General features: G+C 69.2%; 14 protein-coding genes. 8 read left to right on the top strand and 6 right to left on the bottom strand.

Annotated features, from left to right (window positions below; translation table 11 throughout):
- The first annotated feature begins 1 nt into the window (after nucleotide 1).
- Nucleotides 2–1,306: a glycerate kinase type-2 family protein gene (locus Q8X39_RS04455; protein WP_305748429.1), complete on the top strand. Its 1,305-nt coding sequence runs from the start codon at nucleotides 2–4 to the stop codon at nucleotides 1,304–1,306.
- A 41-nt stretch (nucleotides 1,307–1,347) separates the two neighbouring features.
- On the opposite strand, the gene queG is transcribed toward Q8X39_RS04455, so the two are convergent.
- On the bottom strand, nucleotides 1,348–2,490 hold the full coding sequence (gene queG / locus Q8X39_RS04450) for a tRNA epoxyqueuosine(34) reductase QueG (RefSeq protein ID WP_407067964.1): 1,143 nt from the start codon (nucleotides 2,488–2,490) through the stop codon (nucleotides 1,348–1,350).
- Nucleotides 2,491–2,547: 57 nt separating this feature from the next.
- On the opposite strand from queG, the gene tsaE reads away from it, so the two are divergent.
- Nucleotides 2,548–3,081 carry a tRNA (adenosine(37)-N6)-threonylcarbamoyltransferase complex ATPase subunit type 1 TsaE gene (gene tsaE, locus Q8X39_RS04445; protein WP_305748428.1) on the top strand — a complete coding sequence of 178 codons (534 nt, stop codon included), beginning with the start codon at nucleotides 2,548–2,550 and terminating at the stop codon, nucleotides 3,079–3,081.
- Nucleotides 3,078–4,553, top strand: coding sequence for an N-acetylmuramoyl-L-alanine amidase (locus tag Q8X39_RS04440; protein WP_305748427.1), 1,476 nt, complete (start codon nucleotides 3,078–3,080; stop codon nucleotides 4,551–4,553). Before tsaE ends, Q8X39_RS04440 begins: the two co-directional genes overlap by 4 nt.
- Nucleotides 4,554–4,685: 132 nt before the next feature.
- Here Q8X39_RS04440 and Q8X39_RS04435 read toward each other — a convergent pair whose 3' ends face one another.
- A complete protein-coding gene (locus Q8X39_RS04435; RefSeq protein WP_305748426.1) occupies nucleotides 4,686–7,571 on the bottom strand; it encodes a multicopper oxidase family protein in 2,886 nt (961 codons plus the stop codon).
- A 606-nt stretch (nucleotides 7,572–8,177) separates the two neighbouring features.
- Complete coding sequence (locus Q8X39_RS04430) at nucleotides 8,178–8,828, bottom strand: DedA family protein (RefSeq protein WP_305748425.1); 651 nt, start codon at nucleotides 8,826–8,828, stop codon at nucleotides 8,178–8,180.
- A 125-nt stretch (nucleotides 8,829–8,953) separates the two neighbouring features.
- On the opposite strand from Q8X39_RS04430, the gene Q8X39_RS04425 reads away from it, so the two are divergent.
- Together Q8X39_RS04425 and mutL are read left to right on the top strand one after the other, a co-directional pair.
- Nucleotides 8,954–10,078, top strand: a complete 1,125-nt coding sequence (locus Q8X39_RS04425; protein WP_305748424.1) for an ABC transporter substrate-binding protein — start codon at nucleotides 8,954–8,956, stop codon at nucleotides 10,076–10,078.
- Between the two features lie 45 nt (nucleotides 10,079–10,123).
- The gene (gene mutL, locus Q8X39_RS04420) at nucleotides 10,124–12,121 is read left to right on the top strand and encodes a DNA mismatch repair endonuclease MutL (protein ID WP_305748423.1); all 1,998 of its coding nucleotides are present in this window, start codon (nucleotides 10,124–10,126) and stop codon (nucleotides 12,119–12,121) included.
- A gap of 40 nt (nucleotides 12,122–12,161) precedes the next feature.
- On the opposite strand, the gene Q8X39_RS04415 is transcribed toward mutL, so the two are convergent.
- The 3 genes from Q8X39_RS04415 to Q8X39_RS04405 all read right to left on the bottom strand — a co-directional run bounded on the left by Q8X39_RS04415 (nucleotide 12,162) and on the right by Q8X39_RS04405 (nucleotide 18,553).
- Nucleotides 12,162–13,235, bottom strand: coding sequence for an SCO family protein (locus Q8X39_RS04415; protein WP_305748422.1), 1,074 nt, complete (start codon nucleotides 13,233–13,235; stop codon nucleotides 12,162–12,164).
- A 196-nt stretch (nucleotides 13,236–13,431) separates the two neighbouring features.
- Entirely contained in the window at nucleotides 13,432–16,329 is a 2,898-nt protein-coding gene (locus tag Q8X39_RS04410) for a multicopper oxidase domain-containing protein (protein ID WP_305748421.1), read from the bottom strand.
- Between the two features lie 1,111 nt (nucleotides 16,330–17,440).
- Nucleotides 17,441–18,553, bottom strand: coding sequence for an NYN domain-containing protein (locus Q8X39_RS04405; RefSeq protein ID WP_305748420.1), 1,113 nt, complete (start codon nucleotides 18,551–18,553; stop codon nucleotides 17,441–17,443).
- A 210-nt stretch (nucleotides 18,554–18,763) separates the two neighbouring features.
- On the opposite strand from Q8X39_RS04405, the gene Q8X39_RS04400 reads away from it, so the two are divergent.
- From Q8X39_RS04400 to Q8X39_RS04390, 3 genes are all read left to right on the top strand, one after another.
- Entirely contained in the window at nucleotides 18,764–20,065 is a 1,302-nt protein-coding gene (locus tag Q8X39_RS04400) for a nucleotide sugar dehydrogenase (RefSeq protein WP_305748419.1), read from the top strand.
- Between the two features lie 11 nt (nucleotides 20,066–20,076).
- On the top strand, nucleotides 20,077–21,144 hold the full coding sequence (locus Q8X39_RS04395; RefSeq protein WP_305748418.1) for an NAD-dependent epimerase/dehydratase family protein: 1,068 nt from the start codon (nucleotides 20,077–20,079) through the stop codon (nucleotides 21,142–21,144).
- A 234-nt stretch (nucleotides 21,145–21,378) separates the two neighbouring features.
- Nucleotides 21,379–23,760, top strand: a complete 2,382-nt coding sequence (locus Q8X39_RS04390) for a polysaccharide biosynthesis/export family protein (RefSeq protein WP_305748417.1) — start codon at nucleotides 21,379–21,381, stop codon at nucleotides 23,758–23,760.
- Nucleotides 23,761–23,771 lie beyond the last annotated feature (11 nt).

Genomic DNA, 23,771 nt, shown 5'->3' with positions numbered 1-23,771 from the left:
CATGCACGGCGACATCACCAACCACCTGCCCGCGCGCACGCTGCTGCGCCGGATGTTCGAGGCCGCGATCGCCTCGGCGCAACCCGAGGTCTGCATCGCGCCGCACCTGCCGGATCCCGCCTCGCTGCCCAACGGGCGGCTGGTGGTGATCGGCGCGGGCAAGGCGTCGGCGGCGATGGCGCAGGCGGTCGAGCGGGCCTGGCCGGGCGAGCTGTCGCAGCTCAGCGGCCTGGTCGTCACGCGCTACGGCTACGCGGTGCCGTGCCAGCGCATCGAGATCGTCGAGGCGGCCCATCCGGTGCCCGACGACGCCGGGCTGGCGGCGGCCGGACGGCTGCTCGCGCTGGCCCGCAGCCTGGGTCCGGAAGACACCGTGCTGTGCCTGATCTCGGGCGGCGGCTCGTCGCTGCTGCCACTGCCGCTGCCAGGCCTGACGCTGGCCGACAAGCAGGCGGTCAACCGGGCGCTGCTGGCCTCGGGCGCGACCATCGGCGAGATGAACGTGGTGCGTCGCCACCTGTCGGCCATCAAGGGCGGCCGGCTGGCCGCCGCCTGCCACCCGGCCCGGGTGCTGACGCTGCTGATCTCGGACGTGCCGGGTGACCAGCCGGCCGACATCGCCTCCGGTCCGACCGTCGGCGATGCCAGCACCTGCGAGGACGCGCGGGGCATCGTGCGGCGCTACGGCATCGACCTGCCCGAGGCGGTGCGCGAGCTGCTGGACAGTGGCCGCGGCGAGTCGGTCAAGCCCGACGACCCGTGCCTGGCGGGCTGCGAGACCCGCATGGTCGCCACGCCGCAGATGGCGCTGGAAGCGGCCGCCGCCGTGGCCCGCGACAGCGGCTACACGCCGCTGATCCTGGGCGACGCGATCGAGGGCGAGGCGCGCGACGTCGGCAAGGTCCTCGCCGGCATGGCCCTGCAGATCGCCCGCCGCAGCCAGCCCTTCGCGCCGCCCTGCGTGCTGCTGTCCGGCGGCGAGACGACGGTGACCGTGCGTGGCAAGGGCCGCGGCGGCCGCAACGTCGAATGCCTGCTGTCCTGCGCCATCGCGCTGAACGGCCAGCGCGGCGTGCACGCGCTGATGGGCGACACCGACGGCGTCGACGGCCAGGAGGAGACCGCCGGTGCGCTGATCGACCCCGACACGCTCGGCCGCGCCTGGTCACAGGGCCTGAAGCCGCTGGACCAGCTGGCCGACAACAACGGCCACGGCTTCTTCGAGGCCCTGGGCGACGCGGTCGTGACCGGCCCGACGCTGACCAACGTGAACGACTTCCGCGCGATCCTGATCGATCGCGGCTGAGTGACCGTCGGGATGCTGGTCGACGCCGCGCGCCCGCGCCGTCACCCCCGTTGCGACAGGGCCCAGGCCAGGTGCTCGGCCAGCACGGCATCGGCCGGGGCCGCATCGACGGCGGCCTGCAGCGCGGCACCGATGGCCGCGTCGCCGGTCTCGCGCCAGGCGTTGCCCAGTGCCACCGCCAGGTTGCGGCGCCAGCGCGCATGGCCGATGCGGCGGATGGCGCTGCCTTCGGTCTGGCGCAGGAAGGTCGGCTCGTCCCAGGCCCACAGCGCCAGCAGGGTCGGGGCGCGGAAGGGCTCGCGGACGTCGAAGTCGGGCAGCGCGCTGACCTTGGCGTAGCGGTTCCACGGGCAGGCCAGCTGGCAGTCGTCGCAGCCGTAGATGCGGTTGCCCATCGCGGTGCGCAGCGCGATCGGGATGGGGCCGTCCTGCTCGATCGTCAGGTAGCTGATGCAGCGCCGGGCGTCGAGCCGGTACGGTGCGACGATGGCCTGGGTCGGGCAGGCGGACAGGCAGGCGGTGCAGCTGCCACAGGCGCCCTGAACGTCGACAGGCCCGTGTTCATCGGCCTTGCCGGGCATGTCCGTGCTGACCGGCAAGGCCAGGTCGACGTAGATCTCGCCGAGGAAGAACATCGAGCCGCGCGCGCGGTCGAGCAGCAGCGTGTGCTTGCCGCGCCAGCCGATCGCGGCACGGCTGGCCAGTTCGACCTCCAGCACCGGGGCCGAGTCGCAGAAGACGCGGTGACCGTGCGGGCCGATCTCGGCGGCGATGCGCTCGGCCAGCTGCTGCAGGCGCTGGCGCACGACCTTGTGATAGTCCCGGCCACGTGCATAGACCGACACGACGGCCTCGCCGGGACGGGTCAGGCGCGCGCGTTCCTGCTCGCGCCAGTCGGGCGGCGTGTCGCGCGGCAGGTAGTCGGCCCGCACGCTGAGCACCCGCACGGTGCCGGGCACCAGCTCGGCCGGACGGGCGCGCTTCAGGCCGTGCGCGGCCATGTAGTTCATCTGGCCGTGAAAGCCGGCCTGCAACCAGGCCATCAGGCCCGGTTCGGCGCTGGCCAGGTCCACATCGGCCACACCGATCTGGGAGAATCCGAGAGCCCCGGCCCACCCGCGCAGCTGTTGCGACACGCGAGCCAGCAAGGTGGCATCGGTGTCTTGCCGATCGGATGGGCTCATGGTCATCCGACGATTCTAGGAACGCCCCCCGCCAGTCCCCCTGGCGCCTGACCCGACTTGAACCGACACCTCGCCCTGACCTGGTCCGATGAAGCCGCCTGCGACGCGATGGCTCGCCGGCTGGCCGCCCTGCCCGCGCTGCGCGGGGCCTGCATCGCGCTGCACGGTGGCCTGGGTGCCGGCAAGACGACCTGGGTGCGGCACCTGCTGCGTGCGCTGTGCATCACCGGCCGCATCAAGAGCCCGAGCTACGCCATCGTCGAGCCCTACGCGCTGCCCGCAGGCCCGTCGGGCGAGCCACCGGCCGGCGACGCCTGGCACTTCGACTTCTACCGTTTCGGCGACCCGCAGGAATGGGAGGACGCCGGCTTCCGCGAACTCTTCGCCGCACCCGGACTCAAGCTGGTCGAGTGGCCCGAGCGCATCGCCGGCCTGACCGGTCCGGCCGACCTGGCGCTGACGATCGAGGCCCGCCTGGACGGCAGCCGCGCCGTGCAGGTCGACGCCGGCACGCCGCTCGGCGAGGCGCTGCTCGCGGCGCTGGCCGACGCCGTGCAGCCTTCCCCGACGCAACCGTGGTTTTCGCCATGACGTACCCCATCGACCGTCGACAGTGGCTGGCCCGCTCCGGCACCGTGCTGCTGAGCTTCAGCGCCTGGAGCGGCCCGACGCGCGCGGCCAACCTGGTCGCGGTGCGGGTCTGGCCGGCGGCCGACTACACCCGCGTGACCATCGAGTCGGACTTGGCGCTGACCACGCGCCACTTCGCCGTCGAGGACCCGCCGCGCCTGGCCATCGACATCGACGACCTGGAGCTGAGCCCGCAGCTGCGCGAGCTGGTCACCAAGGTCGGCCAGAACGACCCGAACATCGCCCGCGTGCGGGTCGGCCAGAGCGAGCCGCGCAAGGTCCGCATGGTCTTCGACCTCAAGCGTGCGAGCCGGCCGCAGGTGTTCTCGCTGCAGCCCATCCCGCCCTACCGGCACCGGCTGGTGTTCGACCTCTACCCGGCGCAGCGGCCCGATCCGCTGCTGCAGGTGGTGCAGGCGCGCGAGCAGGCGCTGTCGGCCAGCGGCGCGGCCTCGGACCCGACGGCGGCGGAGGCCTCGGCCGATGCCGCCTCGTCGGTCGACGACGCGCTGGGCGAGCTGATCGGCCAGATCGAGACCCGCCCGGCCGCGCCGCCCTTGCCATCGGTGGTGACGCCATCGCTGCCGACGCCATCCGTGCCCTCCTCGCCACCGGTCGCCGCACGCCCTCCGGCGTCACCGCCGGTCGCCTCGGCACCGCCGACGGCCACCGTGCCACCGCCCGCCAGCCTGCCGCCGGTCCAGCCCGGCCGGGCCGGCATCAACCGGCTGGTGATCGTCGCGATCGATCCCGGCCACGGCGGCGAGGACCCGGGCGCGATCGGGCCGAGCGGGCTGCGCGAGAAGGACGTGGTGCTGCGCATCGCCCGCCAGCTGCACGACGAGATCAACCGCCGACCCGGCATGCGCGCCATGCTCACGCGCGACGACGACTACTTCGTGCCGCTCAACGAGCGCGTGCGCAAGGCCCAGCGGGTCCAGGCCGACCTGTTCATCTCGGTGCATGCCGACGCCTTCATCCGGCCGACCGCGCGCGGCGCCTCGGTCTTCGCGCTGTCCGAGCGTGGCGCCAGCAGCGCGGCCGCGCGCTGGATGGCGCAGCAGGAGAACCGCTCGGACGCGATCGGCGGCATCAACATCAAGGCCAACGACCGGCACGTCATCAACACGCTGCTGGACATGAGCACGACCGCGCAGATCCGCGACAGCCTGAAGATCGGCCGCGAGGTGCTGGGCCACATCGGCCGCATCGGGCGGCTGCACAAGGACGAGGTCGAGCAAGCGGGCTTCGCGGTGCTGAAGGCGCCGGACATCCCGTCCATCCTGGTCGAGACCGCCTTCATCTCCAACCCGGAGGAAGAGGCCCGGTTGCGCGACCCGGCCTACCAGTCCCGGCTGGTGCAGGCGCTGCTGACCGGCGTGACGCGCTACTTCGCGCGCAACCCGCGCATGGCCCGCAACCGGATGCTCTGAGCCTCGGCCAAGGGCCGCTTGCCGCGCCCAAAAGACAAGCGGGGCGATGCCTGTGCATCGCCCCGCTCGCATCTCAGGCTGCTGGAACCGGCACCGGCCGCCGCAGCGGCGCGGTGCCCCATCCGCCTCAGCTCACTGGCCCAGCTGGTAGGTCGTGCCCTTGCCCACGCCGGAGCGGAAGGTCGTCAGGGCCGCCGATCCGGTGTAGTGCACGCCGTCCCAGGTCGGCATCGGCGTGGGCATGGCCAGGGTCTGGCCGGCGCGTTCGATGTCGAAGCGCAGCAGCATCGCGTTGTCCTCGTGCTGGGTCGAATGGCAGTGCTCGACGAAGGTGCCGGCGAACTCGCGGAACTGGAAGGCCACCTCGACCGACGAGCCCGCCTGGTTGTCCGGACCGACACGGAAGATGTCCTTGCGGGCGTACTTCTCCCAGGCCGGCGGCTGTTTGCCGTTGCGGCGCAGGATGATGCCTTCCTCGAAGTGGACGTGGACCGGGTGGTCCCAGCCACCGCCGAGTTCCAGGTACCAGACCTCGTACGGCGCATCGTTCTGCACCGAACCACCGGCGGTCGGGTTGACCGACAGCTTGGGCGCGGCCGAGATGCGGCGCATGTCGGCGGTGTAGCCGGCGTCGTTGTCGACCTTCACGGTCCACGGCTGATCGTCGGTGCCACCGCTGTGGCCGAAGGTGAAGGAACGATGGACGGCGTTCTGCAGCTTGGCGTGGTCGGTCGCGCTGTCGCGGTTGAGCTTGAGCGGCACCATCTTCAGCTTGCCCTCGACGTAGTTCGCCGGGTCCATGCTGGTGTCGACCTGGCCGGCGGCCAGGGCCTTGACGCGCAGTTCCATGAACTTGCCGATGCCGGGGTCACCGTCACGCCAGCGGTCCAGGACCTTGTCGCCGTCGTCGTCAACCGCCACGGCCGGCTTGTACTTGCCCGACAGCACGTCGGCCAGCGGCAGGCGCTTGTTGGTCTTGACCGGATCGGTGTGCTCCTGCAGGTTCACGAAGTACAGCTTGTCGCCGGGCTTGATGCCGTTCTTGGCGAAGTCGACCACGATGTCGTAGCGCTCGCCGATGGCCTGCTGCGGCAGCGTGCCGGCGTGTTCGGCCTTGTTGCCGTTGGCGTCCAGGTCGGCCTTGCCGTCGAAGGCGACGGCATGCTCCATCAGGTTGCCGTCGTTGCCGATCATGTGGAAGGGGATCGGCGTGTAGGTCTTGCCGCCGGTGCCCTTGATCGTGCCGCCGGCACCCGGGAACTCCTTGACCAGCGCGACCGACAGGTAGCGCGCGACCGAACCGTTGAGGATGCGGAAGCGGTAGCGGCGCGCACGCACGTCCAGGTAGGGGTGGTAGACGAAGTTCGTCAGGATGCGGTCACCGAGGAAACCGTCCTTGTTGAACACGTTGAACCACAGCTGGCCGTCCTTGTCCCAGGCCTTGTCGCCGATCACGAGGTTGATGTCGTAGTCGCGGTTGCCCCAGGGCATGGCGCTGCCCGAGGGCAGGCACAGGTTGACGTTCTTCGGGATCACGCCGGCCTTGCCCGCGTTCGGGTCCTTGTAGTGGCAGTTGAACGACTCGTTGCCACGGTCGATGGCGCTGTAGACGTTCATCATCGCGGCGTTGCCCTTGTAGACGTTCTGCGCCGTGAAATCGAGCATGTGATCGTGGAACCACAGCGTGCTGGCGGTCTCGCGCCAGTCGCCGCGGATGCGGATCACGCCGTCGGCCGGGCAGGTCTTCTTGCCCGGCGTGGCGTCGTTGACCCACAGGGTCTCGCCAGGCACGCAGGGGTAGCCGGCACGCGGGTCGGTCGCGCCGGTGTTGATGGTGTCGTAGCCGGCCAGCTGGACCGGCCAGCGGTAGTCGTAGAACTGGCCGGGGAAGAAGAAGGCCTGCGCGACGCCATCGGACTCGGCCGGGTTGTGGCCGTTGTGCTGGTGGGTCGAGATCGTGTGCAGGCCGAAGCCCTTGTTGGCGGCCGGATCGACCGGCAGGCCGTTGTAGTGGCGCATGAGCACGCCTTCGCCGTAGCGCACCATCAGCAGCTTCGGCGGCATCGTGCCGTCGAAGGTCCAGACCGAGGCGGCCTGCTGCACCGGCAGGCCCGGGTGGAAGCGGATGTCGATGCCCTTGGTCGTGCCGGCGGTGGCCGGCACGCCGGCGGTGTTGTGGTACAGGCCGCCCGGCGCGAACTCGCCCTTGGCGTAGCCGTGCAGCTGGACCTTGTCGCGCAGGCCCAGGTTCATCCGCGACGTGCCCTGCACGGTCTGGAAGAAGGTCTGCGGGTACATCTCGTTCCAGCGCTGGTGCGCCCAGCCCTCGCCGGGCGGACGGCCTTCGGCCGGGCCCTTGATGTCGCGACCGATGAACTCCGAAGCCACCGCGTTCCAGGGGTTCTGGTCGAAGGTGTTGGCATGCGCTGCCGGGAAGGGCTTGATGCCCTTCTGGCCGAGGAAGCCCTCGATCGCCTCGGCCGACGGCGCGCTGCGGGTCAGCTGGCTGGGATGCTGGGCCGGTGCGGCGCCCAGCGTCGGCGCGGGGAAGCCCTTGTTGGCGGACGTGTCGAGCGTCGGGTCGAGCTTCTGCGGTCCGAACTCCTCGAAGATCAGCAGCGGCGCGCTGAACGAGGTCGCGTTGAACAGCGGGCTGGGCTTGCCGCCGGTCGGGATCTTGTTGGTGGTCTGTGCCGTCAGCGGCACCGAGGTCTCGACGAACACGTCGGCCTTGGCATCGTTGGCGGTGCCTTCATAGGAGCCGTGGTTGCTGTGCTCCAGCGTCTTCAGCGCGTCGTTGGCCACCGTGCCGACGGCCGGCTCCACGTAGGCCGATTCGTCCGTCGTCGGCGGCTCGCCCCAGTAGTCCACCACCACCTGGGCGGTCACGGCGACCGACAGGGAGGCAGCGCCCAGGGCGCCCAGCACATAGGCGCCGCGGCGGGTCCAGGTTGGCACGGCGTCGCCACGCGTCGAGGTCGCAGCGTCGACGGGTGCAGTCTTGTTCGAGTTCTTCATGGCAGTTCCCTCCGATGGATGGCTCAGGTCGTCTTCGACCGTCTCGTTCTGAACTGAAACGACTTCAACCCTGGGAGTGGGTCGGAATTCACTTCAGCGTTGCTTCTTCGTACGCGCGGCATGCCGCATCTGGATGCAACAGAAAGAGGCGTCGATGAAAGAAGTCTTAAGGTCCGTGGACCGAACCATACAAGTGCGGCCGCCCCTCAGCAATCGCCCAAAAGCGCCCAGCCGGGCGCCGTTGCATGGGCCAAATAACCCAGCAACAGAGGGGAGCCAGGCGTCTCCCGACGCCAAGAAAGTCACACCAAACGGGTCACGTGCGGAACTTGACCGCGCATTTGTCCCACTTCTGTCCAACTCGTGGGAAATAAACCCAGAATGCCGGAACTGAAGAATTCTTCAGAACCGGCAAAGTCGACCCCCGGACGTGTGGAAATCACAGAAGAACGGCTACACCAGACGTTTTTCGTTGCAAGACATCCACCACGATTCAGTCAGCATTAAGAAACTGCGCTGATGAAAACTGTCTGAACGCAAGCAGGGGAGCCCGCCCCGCCGACGCTCCCGCGTCGGTTCCAGGGCCGTGCGGCGCGGCGCCGCCGCTCAGGCCTGGGCGGTCGCCTGGCGGCGGGCCTTCCAGGCGCCGAACAGCGCGATCAGGCCGGGGATCAGGATGAAGCCCCAGATGATCTTGCTCAGGTGGGTCTGCACCCAGGGCACGTTGCCGAACAGGTAGCCCGCACCGGTCAGGCCGACCACCCAGAGCGCCGCGCCGGCGACGTTGTAGGCGACGAACTTGCTGCGCGTCATGTCGGCCACCCCGGCCACGAAGGGCGCGAAGGTGCGCACGAAGGGCATGAAGCGGGCGATCACGATGGTGATGCCGCCGTAACGCTCGTAGAAGGCGTGGGCCTGCAGGAAGGCATCGCGGTTGAAGAACCGCGACTTCTCCCACTGGAACACGCGCGGCCCGATCGAGCGGCCGATCGTGTAGTTCAGCTGGTCGCCCAGCACCGCCGCCAGCAGCAGCAGCGCCATGGCCAGCGGCAGGCTCATCAGACCGACGCCGCACAGCGCGCCGACCACGAACAGCAGCGAGTCGCCCGGCAGGAAAGGCATCACGACCACGCCGGTCTCGACAAAGATGATCAAGAACAGCAAGGCGTAGATCCACGCGCCGTGGTCACCCACGAACTGGGCCAGGTGCTGGTCCACGTGCAGCACGAAGTCGAAGAGGACGGCGAGGATTTCCATGGCCGGGATTATCCGGGGCGACATTTCCGTACATCCCGTCACAGATTGCGACAATTTGCCGATTCGGGCCATCGGCCTTCCACATCGGGCACGCACACTGGCGGTCCGTCCTCCCGCCTTCGCTCATGCAACGCCGCTCGCTGCTCCGGTCCGCCGTCGTCCTGCCCGCCCTGGCCCACCGCCCAGGGCAGGCGGCCGACGCCGGCGAGCTGGTGATCGGGCAGATCGGCCCGCAGGGCGCGCTGCTCGATTCGGCCTGCCATGAGCAGCTCGCCGGGATGAAGCTCGCGATCGACGGCGCCAACGCGCGCGGCGGCATCGGCGGCCGCAAGCTGCGCTGGGCCCGCATCGACAGCAGCGGCCTGGCGCCGGAGATGCTCGCGGTGAAGACCCAGCGGCTGGGCTCGGAGCCCGCCTTCGCGGCCTGGCTCGGACCGGTCGGCGCGGCCTGCCAGGCGGCGCTGGCCCAAATTCCCGCCGACGGCCGGGCGCCCTGCGTGGGCGCGCTGTCGCTGCAGGACCGCCAGCGCGAGCAGCTGCCGGGCTGGCAGTTCCATGTCCGCGCCACCCAGGCCCGCGAGGCCGATGCGCTGGTGCGCCACCTGGGCACGCTGCGCCTGAGCCGCGTCGCGCTGGTCAGCCGCAGCGGCCCGGACGGCAATGCGGCGGCCGGCGTGCTGTCCGCCACGCTGGTCGACCGTGGCATGCGGCCGCTGGCGCAGGCCAGCGTCACCGACGACCCCGCGACGCTGCAGGAAGCCGCCCGCAAGCTGATCGCGCTGGACCCGCAGGCGCTGCTGCTGGCCCTGCCGGCGCACCAGGTGCTCGGCCTGATCGACCAGGTCCGCGCGCTGCGCCGTCACCCGGCCCTGTACGCGATGTCGATGGGCGGCGGCGAGGCCCTGATCGAGGGCGGCCTCCAGCGCGCCGCAGGACTGGTCGTGACCCAGGTGGTGCCCTACCCCTGGAGCGACGCCCAGCCCGCGCTGAGCGACTACCGCCGCGCCTGCGAGCCGGCCCAGGTGCGCGTCGGCTACGCCAGCCTGGAGGGCTACCTGACCGCCCAGGTGCTGATCGAGGCGATGCGGCGGGTCGGCCCGCGCGTCCAGCGCCGCGCGCTGCGCGATCAGCTGGCCGGGCTGAAGTTCTCGCTGGCCGGCATGGACATCGACTTCCAGCGCGGCGAACCGGCCGGATCGCGCCTGGTCGAGCTGGTCCAGATCGGGCCGGGCGGACGCTACCTGCGCTGACCCCAAGCGGCAGGCCGGCGGAGGCCGCTCCCTAGAATCCGGTCGATGAACCTGCCCGACGGACCGGCCGCCCGCGCCGCCCTCCCTGCCCGCCGACCGATCCGCGAGCTGCCCGACGAGCTGATCAGCCAGATCGCCGCCGGCGAGGTGATCGAGCGTCCCGGCTCGGTCGTGCGCGAGCTGCTGGACAACGCGCTGGACGCCGGCGCGTGCCAGATCACGCTGCGCCTGGCCGCCGGCGGCGTGCGCGGCATCAGCGTCGAGGACGACGGCGCCGGCATCCCCGCCGACGAGCTGCCGCTGGCGCTGCGCCGCCATGCCACCAGCAAGATCCACAGCCTGCTCGACCTCGAACAGGTCGGCACGATGGGCTTTCGCGGCGAGGCGCTGGCGGCGGTCGCCTCGGTCGCCGAACTGAGCATCACCAGCCGCCATGCCGGCCAGCCGCATGCCATGCGCATCGACGCCCGGACCGGCGAGCTGAGCCCGGCGGCGCGCGCGGTCGGCACCACCGTCGAGGTCCGCGAGCTGTTCTACGCCACCCCGGCACGGCGCAAGTTCCTCAAGACCGACGCCACCGAGCTGGCGCATTGCCTGGACGCCGTGCGCCGCCATGCGCTGGTGCGGCCCGAGGTCGGCTTCGCGGTCTGGCACGAGGGCCGGCTGGTCGAGCAGTGGCGCGCGGCCACGTCCGAACAGCGCATCGCCGACGTGCTCGGTGCGGACTTCATCGCCGCGAGCCGGCCGGTCGGGTCGCAGGCCGGGCCGCTGCGTCTGGTCGGCCGCGTCGGCCTGCCCGAGGCCGCCCGGGCCCGCGCCGACCTGCAGTACGCCTACGTCAACGGTCGCCACGTGCGCGATCGCCTGGTCGCGCACGGCGTGCGCTCGGCCTACGAGGACGTGCTGCACGGCCAGCGCCAGCCCAGCTACGTGCTGTTCCTGGAGATGCCGCCCGAGCGGGTCGACGTCAACGTCCACCCGACCAAGGCCGAGGTGCGCTTCCGCGACTCGCGCGAGGTCCACCAGGCCCTGCGCCGCGCGGTCGAGGCCGCGATCGCGGTCTCGCGCAGCGCGGACGAAGGGTCTGCGCAGCCGGCCGATGCCGGCGTCGCGGCCAGCCTGGGCGTGCCAGCGGCGGGCATGCCGGCCGCCGCGCGGTCCTACCCGGCATGGCAGCCCACGGCGATGCCGCGCGTGCAGGGCGCGCTGGCCTTGCAGGAGGCCGGTGCGCTCTACGGCCAGCCGGTGCCGCCGCGGGCCTGGGGCCACCCGGTTGCGGAAGGTCGATCGCCGACAGGCCCGACCGGAACGGGCCCTTCGCCCGGTGGCTCAGTCGCTGAGCCAGCTGCCGGCTACGCACCCGGCGGCCTGCCGACCGGGATCGCATCGGCCCCGGTCGATCCCGACGAGGCCTGGCCGCTGGGTCGTGCGCTGGCGCAGCTGGGCGGGGCCTACATCCTGGCCGAGAACCGCCGCGGACTGGTCATCGTCGACATGCATGCGGCCCACGAGCGCATCGTCTACGAGCGCCTCAAGCGCGACTTCGCCGAGCGGCGCGGTGCCGTCGAACCGGGTGAACGCGACGCGCCAGCGGGCATCCAGGCCCAGCCGCTGCTGATCCCGGCGACCTTCGCGGCCACGCCCACCGAGGTCGCCACCGCCGAGGTCCATGCCGCGACGCTGGCCCAGCTCGGCCTGGACCTGAGCCCGCTGTCGCCGGGCGTGCTGGCCCTGCGCTCGCGCCCGGCCGCGCTGCGCGATGCCGATCCGGTCGCGCTGGCCCGTTCGGTGCTGGCCGAGCTGGGCCAGTCCGACACCGGCGAAGCCAGCACCCTGGTCCAGCGCGCCCACGACGAGATCCTCGCCACCATGGCCTGCCACGGCGCCGTGCGCGCCAACCGCAGGCTCACGCTCGACGAGATGAACGCGCTGCTGCGCGACATGGAAACCACCGACCGCGCCGACCTCTGCAACCACGGCCGCCCGACCTGGCGTCAGGTGACGATGAAGGAGCTGGACGCGCTCTTCCTCAGGGGCCGCTGAGACACCCGGACCTCGCGTCTCCGCGAGGTCCGGGCTCGGATCATTGCTTGATCCGGCGGTCGTTCTGAGGAAGGGCGCTCTCCTCGTCGATGAAGTCGAGCACCTCCCGCACTTCCTTCATCTCCAGCCGCATGTTGGGCATGGTGATCTTGTTGTACTGGTTGTAGACGGCCAGCGCGATCGGATCCTTGTCGGCAATCATGCGGTCCGGGGCCTTGACCCACTTCTCCAGCCAGTCGCGCGGGCGGCGCTTGCCGATGCCGTCGAGGTTGGGGCCGATCTTCTGCTGTGCGGCCATCGACTGGTCGGCCGCGTTGACCGAGTGGCAGGAGGCACAACGGGTGCGGAACAGCTTCTCGCCGGCCGACGGGTTGCGCAGGATCTGCGGGGCCAGCTCGAACCGGGTCTCGGCCGACGGCGCGGCCTTGTAGTTGTGCAGCCAGGAGCCGATCTGCGTCGCGGTGATCGTCGGGTTCTCGAACGGCGAGGCGCGCATCCAGCGGCCGGTCTTCTGGTTGCCGATGACCGAGTGCAGCCGGTGGTCGTTCGGGTTCGGGTTCTTCAGGTCCTCGTCGTCGAACAGGCCGATCTTGCGGCGGATCTGCTCGATCTCCTTGACGTTGCCCGTCAGGAACAGCCAACCCGGCCCGGCCTGGTAGCGGTCGGCGTACTTCTTCATTTCCTCGGGCGTGTCGGTCAGCGGGTCGATCGTGATCGAGTAAAAGAAGACGTCCTTGCCGACCCGGTCGCCCAGCAGCAACTGGACCTCGCGCATGCGCGCGGTCTCCAGGCCGCAGGAGGCCGAGCAGCTGGTGAAGAAGGTGTTGATCGCGACGACCTTGTTCTTGACCAGGTCCTCGAAGAAGCGGTGCTTGCGGCCGAACTGGTCGGTCAGCACGGTGTTGGGAAAGTAGCTGGCGCCCCAGACCTGGCCGCCGTCGTCGTCGAGCTTGACGACGGCCCGTGCGGATGCCGGTGACGCGGAAGCGGGTGACACGGATGCCGGTGACGCAGAAGCCGGCGGCGTGCGCTGCGCCAGCACCACCGTCGTGGCGATGCTGGCCACCACCGCGATGCCGCCGATGAGGGAGATGCGTCGGATCCAGGGATTCATGTTGCGGTACGGCCTGTGTCTGCGTCAGAGGGTCCGGGCAGTCGATGCTGCCGCTCGTTTCCGTTGGGGGCCTGGCGTGCGAGGGCCCCCAATGGAAACGAGGCGACGCCGTGGCGCCGCCTCGAGCATCCTGCCCTGCAAACCGTCGGGACGGCCAGCAGGACAGGCTTCGATCAGGCCCCTTGCGGGACTTCGATCACGGCAGGGTGTAGGTCGGGCCGGTTCCCAGACCCGAGCGGAACGTGGTCAGCGCAGCCGAGCCGGTGTAGTGAACGCCGTCCCAGGTCGGCATCGGCGTGGGCATCGCCAGGGTCTGGCCGGCGCGCTCGATGTCCCAGCGCAGCAGCATCGCGTTGTCCTCGTGCTGGGTCGCATGGCAGTGCTCGACGAAGGTGCCGGCGAACTCGCGGAATTGCAGCGCGATCTCGACCGACGACCCGGCATGCAGGTCACCACCGATGCGGTAGACGTCCTTGCGGGCGTACTTCTCCCAGGCCGGCGGCAGCTTGCCGTTGCGGCGCAGGATGATCCCTTCCTCGAAGTGGATGTGGACCGGGTGGTCCCAGCCACCGCCGAGTTCCAGGTACCAGATCTCGTAGGGCGAGTCGCTCTGCACCGAGCCACCGGCGGTCGGGTTGACCGACAGCTTGGGCGCGGCCGAGATCCGGCGCATGTCGGCGTTGTAGCCGTCGCCGCCGTCGGTCTTCACCGTCCAGGGCTGGTCATCGGTGCCACCGCTGTGGCCGAACGAGAAGGTGCGGTGCTTGGCGTTCTTCAGCTTCTCCGCGTAGTCGATCTTGGACGTGCGGTCGAGCTTGAGCGGAATCATCTTCAGCTTGCCCTCGACGTACTTCGCCGGGTCCATGCTGGTGTCGACCTGGCCGGCGGCCATGGGCTTGACGCGCAGCTCCATGAACTGGCCCACGGCCGGGTCGCCGTTGACCCAGCGGTCGGCCACGCCGTCGCCGTTGTCGTCCTTGGTGGTCGGCTTGTAGCGACCGGACAGCACGTCGGCCAGGGCCACGCGACGGCTGGTCTTCTCGGGCGAGGCATGTTCCTGCAGGTTGACGAAGTACAGCTTGTCACCCGGCACGACGCCGTTCTTCGAGAAGTCGACCACGATGTCGTAGCGCTCGGCGATGGCCTGCTGCGGCAGCGTGCCCTTGTGCTCGCTGGCGTTGCCGTTGCCGTCCAGGTCGGCCTTGCCGTCGAACGCGATGGCGTGTTCCATCAGGTTGCCGTCGTTGCCGATCATGTGGAACGGGATGGCCGTGTAGGTCACGCCGTTGACGCCGGCAAACTCGCCGGGCGTCTTGCTGCCCTTGGGGATCTGCTTGACCAGGGCCACCGACAGGTAGCGCGACACGCCGCCGTTGAGGATGCGGAAGCGGTAGCGGCGGTTGCGGACGTCCAGGTAGGGGTGGTAGACGAAGTTCGTCAGGAGGCGGTCACCGAGAAAACCGTTCTTGTTGAACACGTTGAACCACAGCTGGCCCTGGCGGTCCCAGGCCTTGTCCGAGATCACGAGGTTGATGTCGTAGTCGCGGTTGCCCCAGGACAGCTTGTTGCCCGAGGGCAGGCACAGGTTGACGTTCTTCGGGACCTTGGTCGGGTCGGCGGCCACCGGGTCGTTGTAGTGGCAGTTGAACGACTCGTTGCCACGGTCGATGGCGCTGTAGAGGTTCATCATCGCCGCGTTGCCCTTGTAGACGTTCTGCGCGGTGAAATCGAGCATGTGATCGTGGAACCACAGCGTGCTGGCGGTCTCGCGCCAGTCACCGCGGATGCGGATCACGCCGTCGGCCGGGCAGGTCTTGGCACCGGCCGCCGCGTCGTTCACGTACAGGGTCTCGCCAGGCACGCAGGGGTAGCCCGCGCGCGGGTCGGTCGCACCGGTGTTGATGGTGTCGTAGCCGGCCAGCTGGATCGGCCAGTGGTAGTCGTAGAACTGGCCGGGGAAGAAGAAGGCCTGCGCGACGCCATCGGACTCGGCCGGGTTGTGGCCGTTGTGCTGGTGGGTCGAGATCGTGTGCAGGCCGAAGCCCTTGTTGGCGGCCGGATCGACCGGCAGGCCGTTGTAGTGGCGCATGACCACGCCCTCGCCATACCGCACCTGCAGCAGCTTCGGCGGCATGGTGCCGTCGAAGGTCCAGACCGATCCGGCATGCTGTGCCGGCAGGCCCGGGTGGAAACGGACGTCGATGCCGTTGGTGGTGCCGGTCTTGCCGGTCGGGCCGGCCGGCTTGGCGTACAGGCCGTTCGGACCGAACTCGGTGCCGTCCTGGTAGCCGTGGCGCTGCCACTTGTCGCGCACGCCGAGGTTCACGCGCGAGGTGCCCTGGACCGTCTGGAAGTAGGTCTGCGGGAAGAACTCGTTCCAGCGCTGGTGGGCCCAGCCTTCACCGGGCGGGCGACCTTCGGCCGGGCCGTCGATGGTGCGGCCGATGAACTCCGAGGCCACCGCATTCCACGGGTTGCGGTCGAAGGTGTTCGCGTGGTTGGCCGGGTAGGGCTTGATGCCCGGCTGGCCCAGGAAGCTCTCGATCGCCGAGGCCGACGGGGCGCTGCGGGTGATCTTCGTCGGGTGCTGGGCCGGGGCCGGGCCGAGGGTCGGCGCGGGGAAGCCCTTGTAGTTGCTGGTGTCGACGGTCGCATCGAGCTTCTGCGGCGCGAACTCCTCGAACATCAGCAGCGGGAAGCTCCAGTCCGTCGCGCTGAACAACGGGCTGGGGCGGCCGCCGGTCGGGATCGCATTGCCGGTCTGAGCGGTCAGCGGCACCGAGGTCTCGACGAACACGTCGGCCTTGGCGTCGTTGGCGGTGCCCTCGAAGGACGAATGGTTGGTGTGCTCGGCCGTCTTCAGCGCGTCGTTGGCCACCGGGCCGATCGCCGGCTCGACATAGGCCGAGGTGTCCGTGTCGGGCGGATCGCCCCAATAGTCCACCGCGACCTGGGCGGTCACGGCGACCGACAGCGAAGCGGCGCCCAGCGCGCCGAGGACATAGGCCCCGCGGCGCGTCCACGCCGGCAGTGCCGCGCCCCGCCGCCGCGGGGTCGCGGTGACGGACGGCTCCGGCATCTTGGTTTCGTTCATGGCAGTTCCCTTCATTGGATGACTTGTGCTCGCTTCCCGGCTGGTTCCTCTGGTCCTGAACCCTGGCCGCCCTCGTTCTGGTCACGTCTCTCTTCAGGAGACCTACCGACGCCACCGACGGCTTGCATCTGCGTGCAACCAGCGGCCCGTCGTTAAGTAAATCTTCTTAAGTTCGATGGGCTGAACAATACAAGTGCGGCGCCTGGACTTCAATCACCGACCCAGCCCCAAGCGGGAACGACCTGCTGGGGCTTAGCACCCATCAACCGGGACCCTTCAGACCTGCCGGAACGTGACGGAATCGACACCCACCTGGGTGGGGCGTGAAACACCACCGCGTGATCCCGGTCGAAACCGTTCATTCATGGGAAATCAACCCATCTATCCAGAATCCGCAGAGATGCCAAAATCGGCAAAACGCGAAATCGGCCGTGCAAAAGTCACAAAAGTCGTTCTACATCCGATGCCCTTCGTTGCACCTCGGCCACTTTCATTCAGTCTCTATTAATGAATTGTGCTAATGACAAATGAACTGACTTTTGTCAGTTCTCGACGGCCGCACCGAGGGAAGCAGGCCTTTTTTATGCGTGCACCCAGGACAGCAAGGTCGAAAGCGCGTGGCCTGTCGAAGGAATGAGGCCGATCGGCGGCAACCGGCGCGACCTTCGTCACGATGTTGTCGGGCCCACCCCCTGCACCCCAGGGGTTGACGCATGCCAGGCAAGTGCAAGTGCGACAAGGCCGCCGTCGCCCGACTGCACCAGAGGTGCCGTGGTCGCGCGCGCTCACCGCCCGTGGATGGCCCGTTGATGGCCCATCGATCACCCGACAGGCGGCCGACGGCAGGCTTTCGGGTGAAATCACCGCGACAGGGCCATATCACCCATTTCAACTGAGCACATTCACCCGAATCGGCCGCTGTCATGGACAGCCGATCCCGCCCGGCCGGGGATCAACCTGCGCCCGCCTCTCGGGCGGGTCCGCCCTCACCCAGGTGGTCCGCGCGTCGACATCCCGTCGTTGCGCACCCCAGGAGGGGGGACTTCTTAAGCTTAAGAAAAACTTCAGGCTTAAATCTGGCCGGGCGCATGGCGCCCGGTCGTCCGCGCGATCACCCCACCGGCTTCAGGCGGACTTCATGGTCGTACTCGCCCTTGCGGATCTCGACCAGGTCCGGCATGGCGTGCAGCAACTCCGAGAAGCTGCTGCAGCCGTAGCTGGACTCCTGGAAGGTCGGGTCCATGCGCTGGATCACCGGCCGCACGCCGGCCTTCTGCACCCAGGCGTCGCCGCGACGCTGGGACAGCAGGTCGATGGCCCGGCGCACCAGCTCGCGGGCGTCGCGGTGACGGTCCTGGGCTTCGGCCGCGCGGTCCAGCAGCGCCCGCAGTTCCAGGTCGACGGGGCTCAGTTCGGGCGTCTCGTCGGCGTCCGATGCCCCGGCCAACCCGGCCCGTTCGACGCTGTCGACCGGCGTGGCGACCTGGGCGTCGACGTGGGCATCACCTTCTGGAACGCCCTCTGAATTGCCCCCTGGAACGCCCGCTGCATCGACCTCACCGCGGCCCGGCTGCAAGGCCGCGTCGGCCTGACCCTCGTCGGCCTGACGGGCGGCCCGCTCGGCCAGCATCACGCCGGCCGCCGCCGCCCCGCGCGGATCGGCGGCGATCGCGCCGGCCTCATCATCAGGATGCGGCAGACGCAGGTTGAGCGGACGCAGCAGCGCCTCGTAGTACTTGAACTCGTGGCAGCTGCGGGCCCAGTTCGCGTTGGTGCTGTTGAGCGCGCCGATGCCCACCAGCGTGCGGCCGGCCGCCTTGACCTTGAAGGACAGCGGCATGAAGTCGCTGTCGCCGCCGACCACGACGATGGTGCCGATGTGCGGGAAGCGGCCCATGTCCTCGACCACGTCCAGACAGAGCCGGATGTCCGCGCCGTTCTTGCCGTTCGAGCCGGGCTGGAACAGCTGGATCAGCTCGACCGCCTGTTCCAGCAGCGCGTAGCGGTAGCGGCTGAACGAGGCCCAGTTCGCAAACGCCCGGTTCACCGCCACCGGCCCGAGCGACAGCGCGAACTCCACGATCGCCGCGATGTCGATCAGCGCATCCTGCGGCCGGAAACGGCTGCTGAAGTACGCGCCCTGCCCGTACCTCTGGTCGACCAGGCTGGCGTGCAGGTTCTCGAAGTCCCAGTAGAGGGCGACGGATTCGGGGTTGGTGGACACGGTGGGGGCTCTCGGCTCGGGTGACAGGCGGGATTCTGAGGCCCTCACCACCTCGGTCGAGCGTGACGGGGGCCGCAGGCAGGGCTGGATTTGTGCAGCTTGGGCGGGGATGCCCCCCAGGTTGAGCGGCATACACTTCTTGGCGCTCTGGCGGCCGAGGCGCCGCCTGCGCCGCCCGATCCTTCCCTCGAACCCATCGCCCCACCCGCCATGACGCAAGCTCTCCCTCCCCAGACCGTCGCTGTCGTCGGACTCGGCTATGTCGGTCTGCCCCTGGCCGTCGAGTTCGGCAAGAAGATGCCGACGCTGGGCTTCGACCTTTCCGAAGCCAAGATCCAGGCTTACCGGGAGTTCCGCGATCCGACGGGTGAAGTGGCGACCGAGGACCTGCGCGCCGCCCACATGCTGAGCTGCCATGCCGACCCCGCCGTGCTGGCGCAGGCGCAGTTCATCATCGTCGCGGTGCCGACACCCGTGGACGAGGCCCACCAGCCCGACTTCACGCCGCTGGTCCGGAGCTCCGAGACGGTCGGTCGGCACATCCAGCCCGGCACCATCGTGGTGTTCGAGTCGACCGTCTACCCCGGCGCGACCGAGGAGGTCTGCATCCCGATCATCGAGAAGCTCTCCGGCCTGACGTGGAAGAAGGACTTCTTCGTCGGCTACAGCCCGGAACGCATCAATCCGGGCGACAAGGAGCGCACCGTCACCAAGATCACCAAGGTGGTCTCGGGCGACACGCCCGAGACGCTCGCGATCGTCGCGCAGGTCTACGGCAGCGTGATCACGGCGGGCGTCTATCCGGCCAGCAGCATCAAGGTGGCCGAGGCCGCCAAGGTGATCGAGAACACCCAGCGCGACCTGAACATCGCGCTGATGAACGAGCTGGCGATGATCTTCGGCCGCGTCGGCATCGACACCCTCGAGGTGCTCAAGGCCGCCGGCACCAAGTGGAACTTCCTGCCCTTCCGGCCCGGCCTGGTCGGCGGCCACTGCATCGGCGTCGATCCCTATTACCTGACGCACAAGGCCGAGATGCTGGGCTACCACCCTCAGGTGATCCTGGCCGGCCGACGCATCAACGACGGCATGGCGGCCTACGTCGCCCAGCAGACCATCAAGAAGATGATCGCCGCGGGCACCAGCATCAAGGGCGCCAAGGTCATCGTGCTGGGCCTCACCTTCAAGGAAAACTGCCCGGACCTGCGCAACAGCAAGGTCGCCGACGTGGTCCGGGAACTGCGAGAGTTCGGCTGCGCGGTGTCCGTCCATGACCCGCTGGCGACGTCTGCCGAGGCCGAGCACGAATACGGCATCTCGCTGACCGAATGGGCCGACCTGCCCCAGGAGGCCGACGCGATGGTCGCGGCCGTGTCGCACCAGGCCTACCTCGCCCAGCCTTTTGCGGAGCTGGTGCGCCCGCTCAAGAAGGGCGGCGTCTTCATCGACATCAAGTCTGCCTACGACCTCGCGGACATCGACCGCGCGAGCCTCAACGCCTGGCGACTGTGAGCCCACACGACATGACCGCATCCGCCTTCGACACGCTCAAGCAGGAACTCGTCCAGCGCCCACGCACGTGGCTGATTTCCGGCGTGGCCGGCTTCATCGGCAGCAACCTGCTGGAACACCTGCTGCGGCTGGACCAGCAGGTCATCGGCCTGGACAACTTCGCCACCGGCTACCAGCGCAACCTCGATGAGGTGCAGTCGCTGGTCCAGCCGGAACAGTGGGCACGCTTCCACTTCATCCGGGGCGACATCCGGGTGCTGGCCGACTGTCAGCGCGCGATGACCTGGCCTGCCACCGGCGAGCCGGTCGACCACGTGCTGCATCAGGCCGCGCTGGGCAGCGTGCCACGCAGCCTGAACGACCCGATCACGACCAACGAGGTCAACATTTCCGGTTTCCTGAACATGCTGGTGGCCGCGCGTGACGCCAAGGTCCGCAGCTACACCTATGCCGCCAGCAGCAGCACCTACGGCGACCACCCGGACCTGCCCAAGGTCGAACCGAAGATCGGCAACCCGCTCAGCCCGTATGCCGTCACCAAGCTGGTCAACGAGCAGTACGCCAGCGTGTTCGCGCGCTGCTACGGCTTCAAGACCATCGGCCTGCGCTACTTCAACGTGTTCGGCCCGCGCCAGGACCCGGACGGCGCCTATGCGGCCGTCATCCCGAAGTGGACCGACTCGCTGCTCAAGGGCGAGACCGTCCACATCAACGGCGACGGCGAGACCAGCCGCGACTTCTGCTTCGTCGAGAACGCGGTCCAGGCCAACCTGCTGGCCGCCTGCACCACCGACCCCGAGGCGGTCGACCAGGTCTACAACGTGGCCGTTGGTGATCGCACCAGCCTGAACCAGCTGTTCGACCACCTGCGCGACCTGCTGGTGCCGCACGGTGTCGATGCCGCCACGGTTGCCCAGCATCGGGATTTCCGCGCCGGCGACGTGCGCCATTCGCTGGCCGACATCGGCAAGGCCCAAGGTCTGCTGGGTTACGCCCCGACCCATCGCATCGCCGATGGCCTGCGTCAGGCGATGGGCTGGTACGTTGGCCGCCGCAGCGTCGACGCCTCGGCCGGCTGAGTCCGTCGCCGCCGGGAGGCCCGCGAGGCCTCACGGATCTGCCGGTTTCGGAGGCCCTGCCGGAGACCTCGGTCATACACTTGGACCCGACCTCGACAAGTTTCAGCTCACGCCAGGAAAGTCCTTTGCAATCAGAGACTTGAGCAGACTGGCCGAACCCTCTTGACCCACTGTCCAGCCTTTTCGGGCTGCGCACGCCGACCGATGCCCACCCCTTCCCGCCCGATGCGACGCATGTCCCGAACCCTGTCTTTCAACCAGATGGCCGGCCTGGTCCTGATCGCCGGGCTGGCGATCGCACCGGCCACGTGGGCACAGAGCCTGTCCACGATCCAGAAGATGCTCGGCGGCTCATCCGGTGCGCAAGGCGATGCGGGTGGCGATGCCGCGTCGAGCGGGCTGGGTGGTGCGACCCTGGGCTCAGGACAGGGAGGCGGCTCGGTCGGCTCGCCGAGCGTCGGTGGGGTGCCGACCATCCGTGGCGGCAGCGCCCCCTCAAGGCTGCCGTTCGCGGGTGGTCCGGACGCCCAACGCGCCGGCGAACCCGCATTCCAGCCGCCCCTCGAACCGTTGAGCAACGAATTCCAGCGCTTTGTCGAGCAAAGCACCGGCCAGAAGCTGCCGATCTTCGGCGAGCGCTATTTCCAGAGCGGTGGCAGCAGCTACGCGCCGCTGGCCGACGTGCCGGTGCCATCCGACTACGTGATCGGCCCGGGCGACGAGCTGCAGCTGCGCGCCTGGGGCAGCATCGATGTCGACTTCCGCGCGGTGGTCGACCGCAACGGGCAGATCAGCATCCCGCGCGTGGGCACGGTCAGCGTCGCCGGCATCAAGGCCGCCGACATCGACGCGCACCTGCGCGCCCAGGTCGGCCGCGTGTTCCGCAACTTCAGCCTCAACGTCACCCTGGGCCAGCTGCGCAGCATCCAGGTCTTCGTTGTCGGCCAGGCCCGCCGGCCCGGCGGCTACACCGTCAGCAGCCTGTCGACGCTGATCAACGTCGTCTTCGCCAGCGGCGGTCCCAACGGCAACGGCAGCCTGCGCAACGTGCAGCTCAAGCGCGCCGGCAAGCTGGTCGGCGAGATCGACCTGTACGACTTCATCCTCAACGGCAACAGCGGCACCGACGTGCGCCTGCTGCCCGGCGACGTCGTCGTGTTCAACGCAGCCGGGCCCCGGGTGGCGCTGGTCGGCGCGATCGAGAGCCCCGCGATCTACGAGATGAAGAAGAGCGGCGAGACGCTCGCGGATGTGCTGGCCTATGGCGGCGGTGCCGGTGCCTCGACCGACCTGAGCACCGCCCAGCTCGAACGGCTGGACCGCAGCACGCCGCGTTCGCCGCGGGTCGTCAACAAGGTCGAACTGGCTGGCTCGGTCAGCAACATGAGCTTGCGTGACGGCGACATCCTCACGCTCTTCAAGGTGCAGCCGAAGTTCGCGAATGCCGTCACCCTGCGCGGCAACGTCGCCAACCCGCTGCGCTTCCCGTTCACGCCCGGCATGCGCGTGAGCGACCTGATCCCCGACCGCGAGGCGCTGATCACGCCCGACTACTACCAGCGCAAGAACAAGCTGGTGCAGTTCATCGACGGCCGCGACGTCAGCGAGGCCAAGCTCGAACGCGACGTGCGCAACCTGCTGGACGAACCGAACTGGGAATACGCCGCCATCGAACGCCTGAACGCCGACCGCGTCGCGATGGAGCTGATCCCCTTCAACCTCGCCAAGGCCGTGATCGAGAAGGACCCGGCCAACGACCCGGTCCTGCAATCCGGCGACGTGGTGACCATCTTCGGCCGAGCCGACATCAAGAACCCGGTCGCCCGGCAGAACCGGCTGGTGCGCGTGCAGGGCGAGGTCCGCGCACCTGGCGTCTACCAGATCGGCGCTGGCGAAACCCTGGGCGACCTGATCAACCGCGCCGGCGGCCTGACGCCGGAGGCCTATGTCTATGGCACCGAGTTCGCCCGCGAGGAAACCCGCCGCCAGCAGCAGGTCGCACTGGACGACGCCATCCTGCGCCTGGAAAGCAAGCTGTCCAGTGACACCGCGACGGCCACGGCCAACCTGTCGGCCACCGACGTGCAGGCGGCAACGGCCCTGCGTGCGGCGCAGGCCGAAGCCAACAGGGCCCAGTTGCAGCGCTTGAAGAGCATCAAGTCCAACGGCCGCATCGCGCTGGAACTGCCGACGACCGCCAGCACCCTGCGCGACCTGCCGGCACTGAGCCTGGAGGACGGCGACCGCGTCAGCATCCCGCCCAAGCCCGCCTTCGTGTTCGCGGTGGGCGCGGTGGCCAACAACAACGCGCTGCTGTGGCGTTCCGGCAAGAAGATGAAGGACTACCTGGACGCCGCCGGCGTGGACGTCGAGGCCGACCTGGAAAACAGCTTCATCGTCCGGGCCGACGGCACCGTGCTGCACGCCAGCCGCCGCGGTTGGTGGTTCGACGGCCTGGAGCGCGTCGAGCTGATGCCCGGCGACACCCTGGTGGTGCCCGAGCGCGGCAACCGCGAAACCTTCTGGACCAGCTTCACGCGCGGCCTGAAGGACTGGAGCCAGATCCTGTACCAGTTCGGCCTGAGTGCGGCGGCAATCAAGACGCTGCGGAACTGATCCCACCCGAC

The sequence above is a fragment of the Leptothrix discophora genome, from assembly GCF_030705305.1.
In the GTDB taxonomy this organism is placed as follows: domain Bacteria; phylum Pseudomonadota; class Gammaproteobacteria; order Burkholderiales; family Burkholderiaceae_C; genus Sphaerotilus; species Sphaerotilus discophorus.
This window is presented reverse-complemented; position numbering and strand designations above follow the sequence as displayed.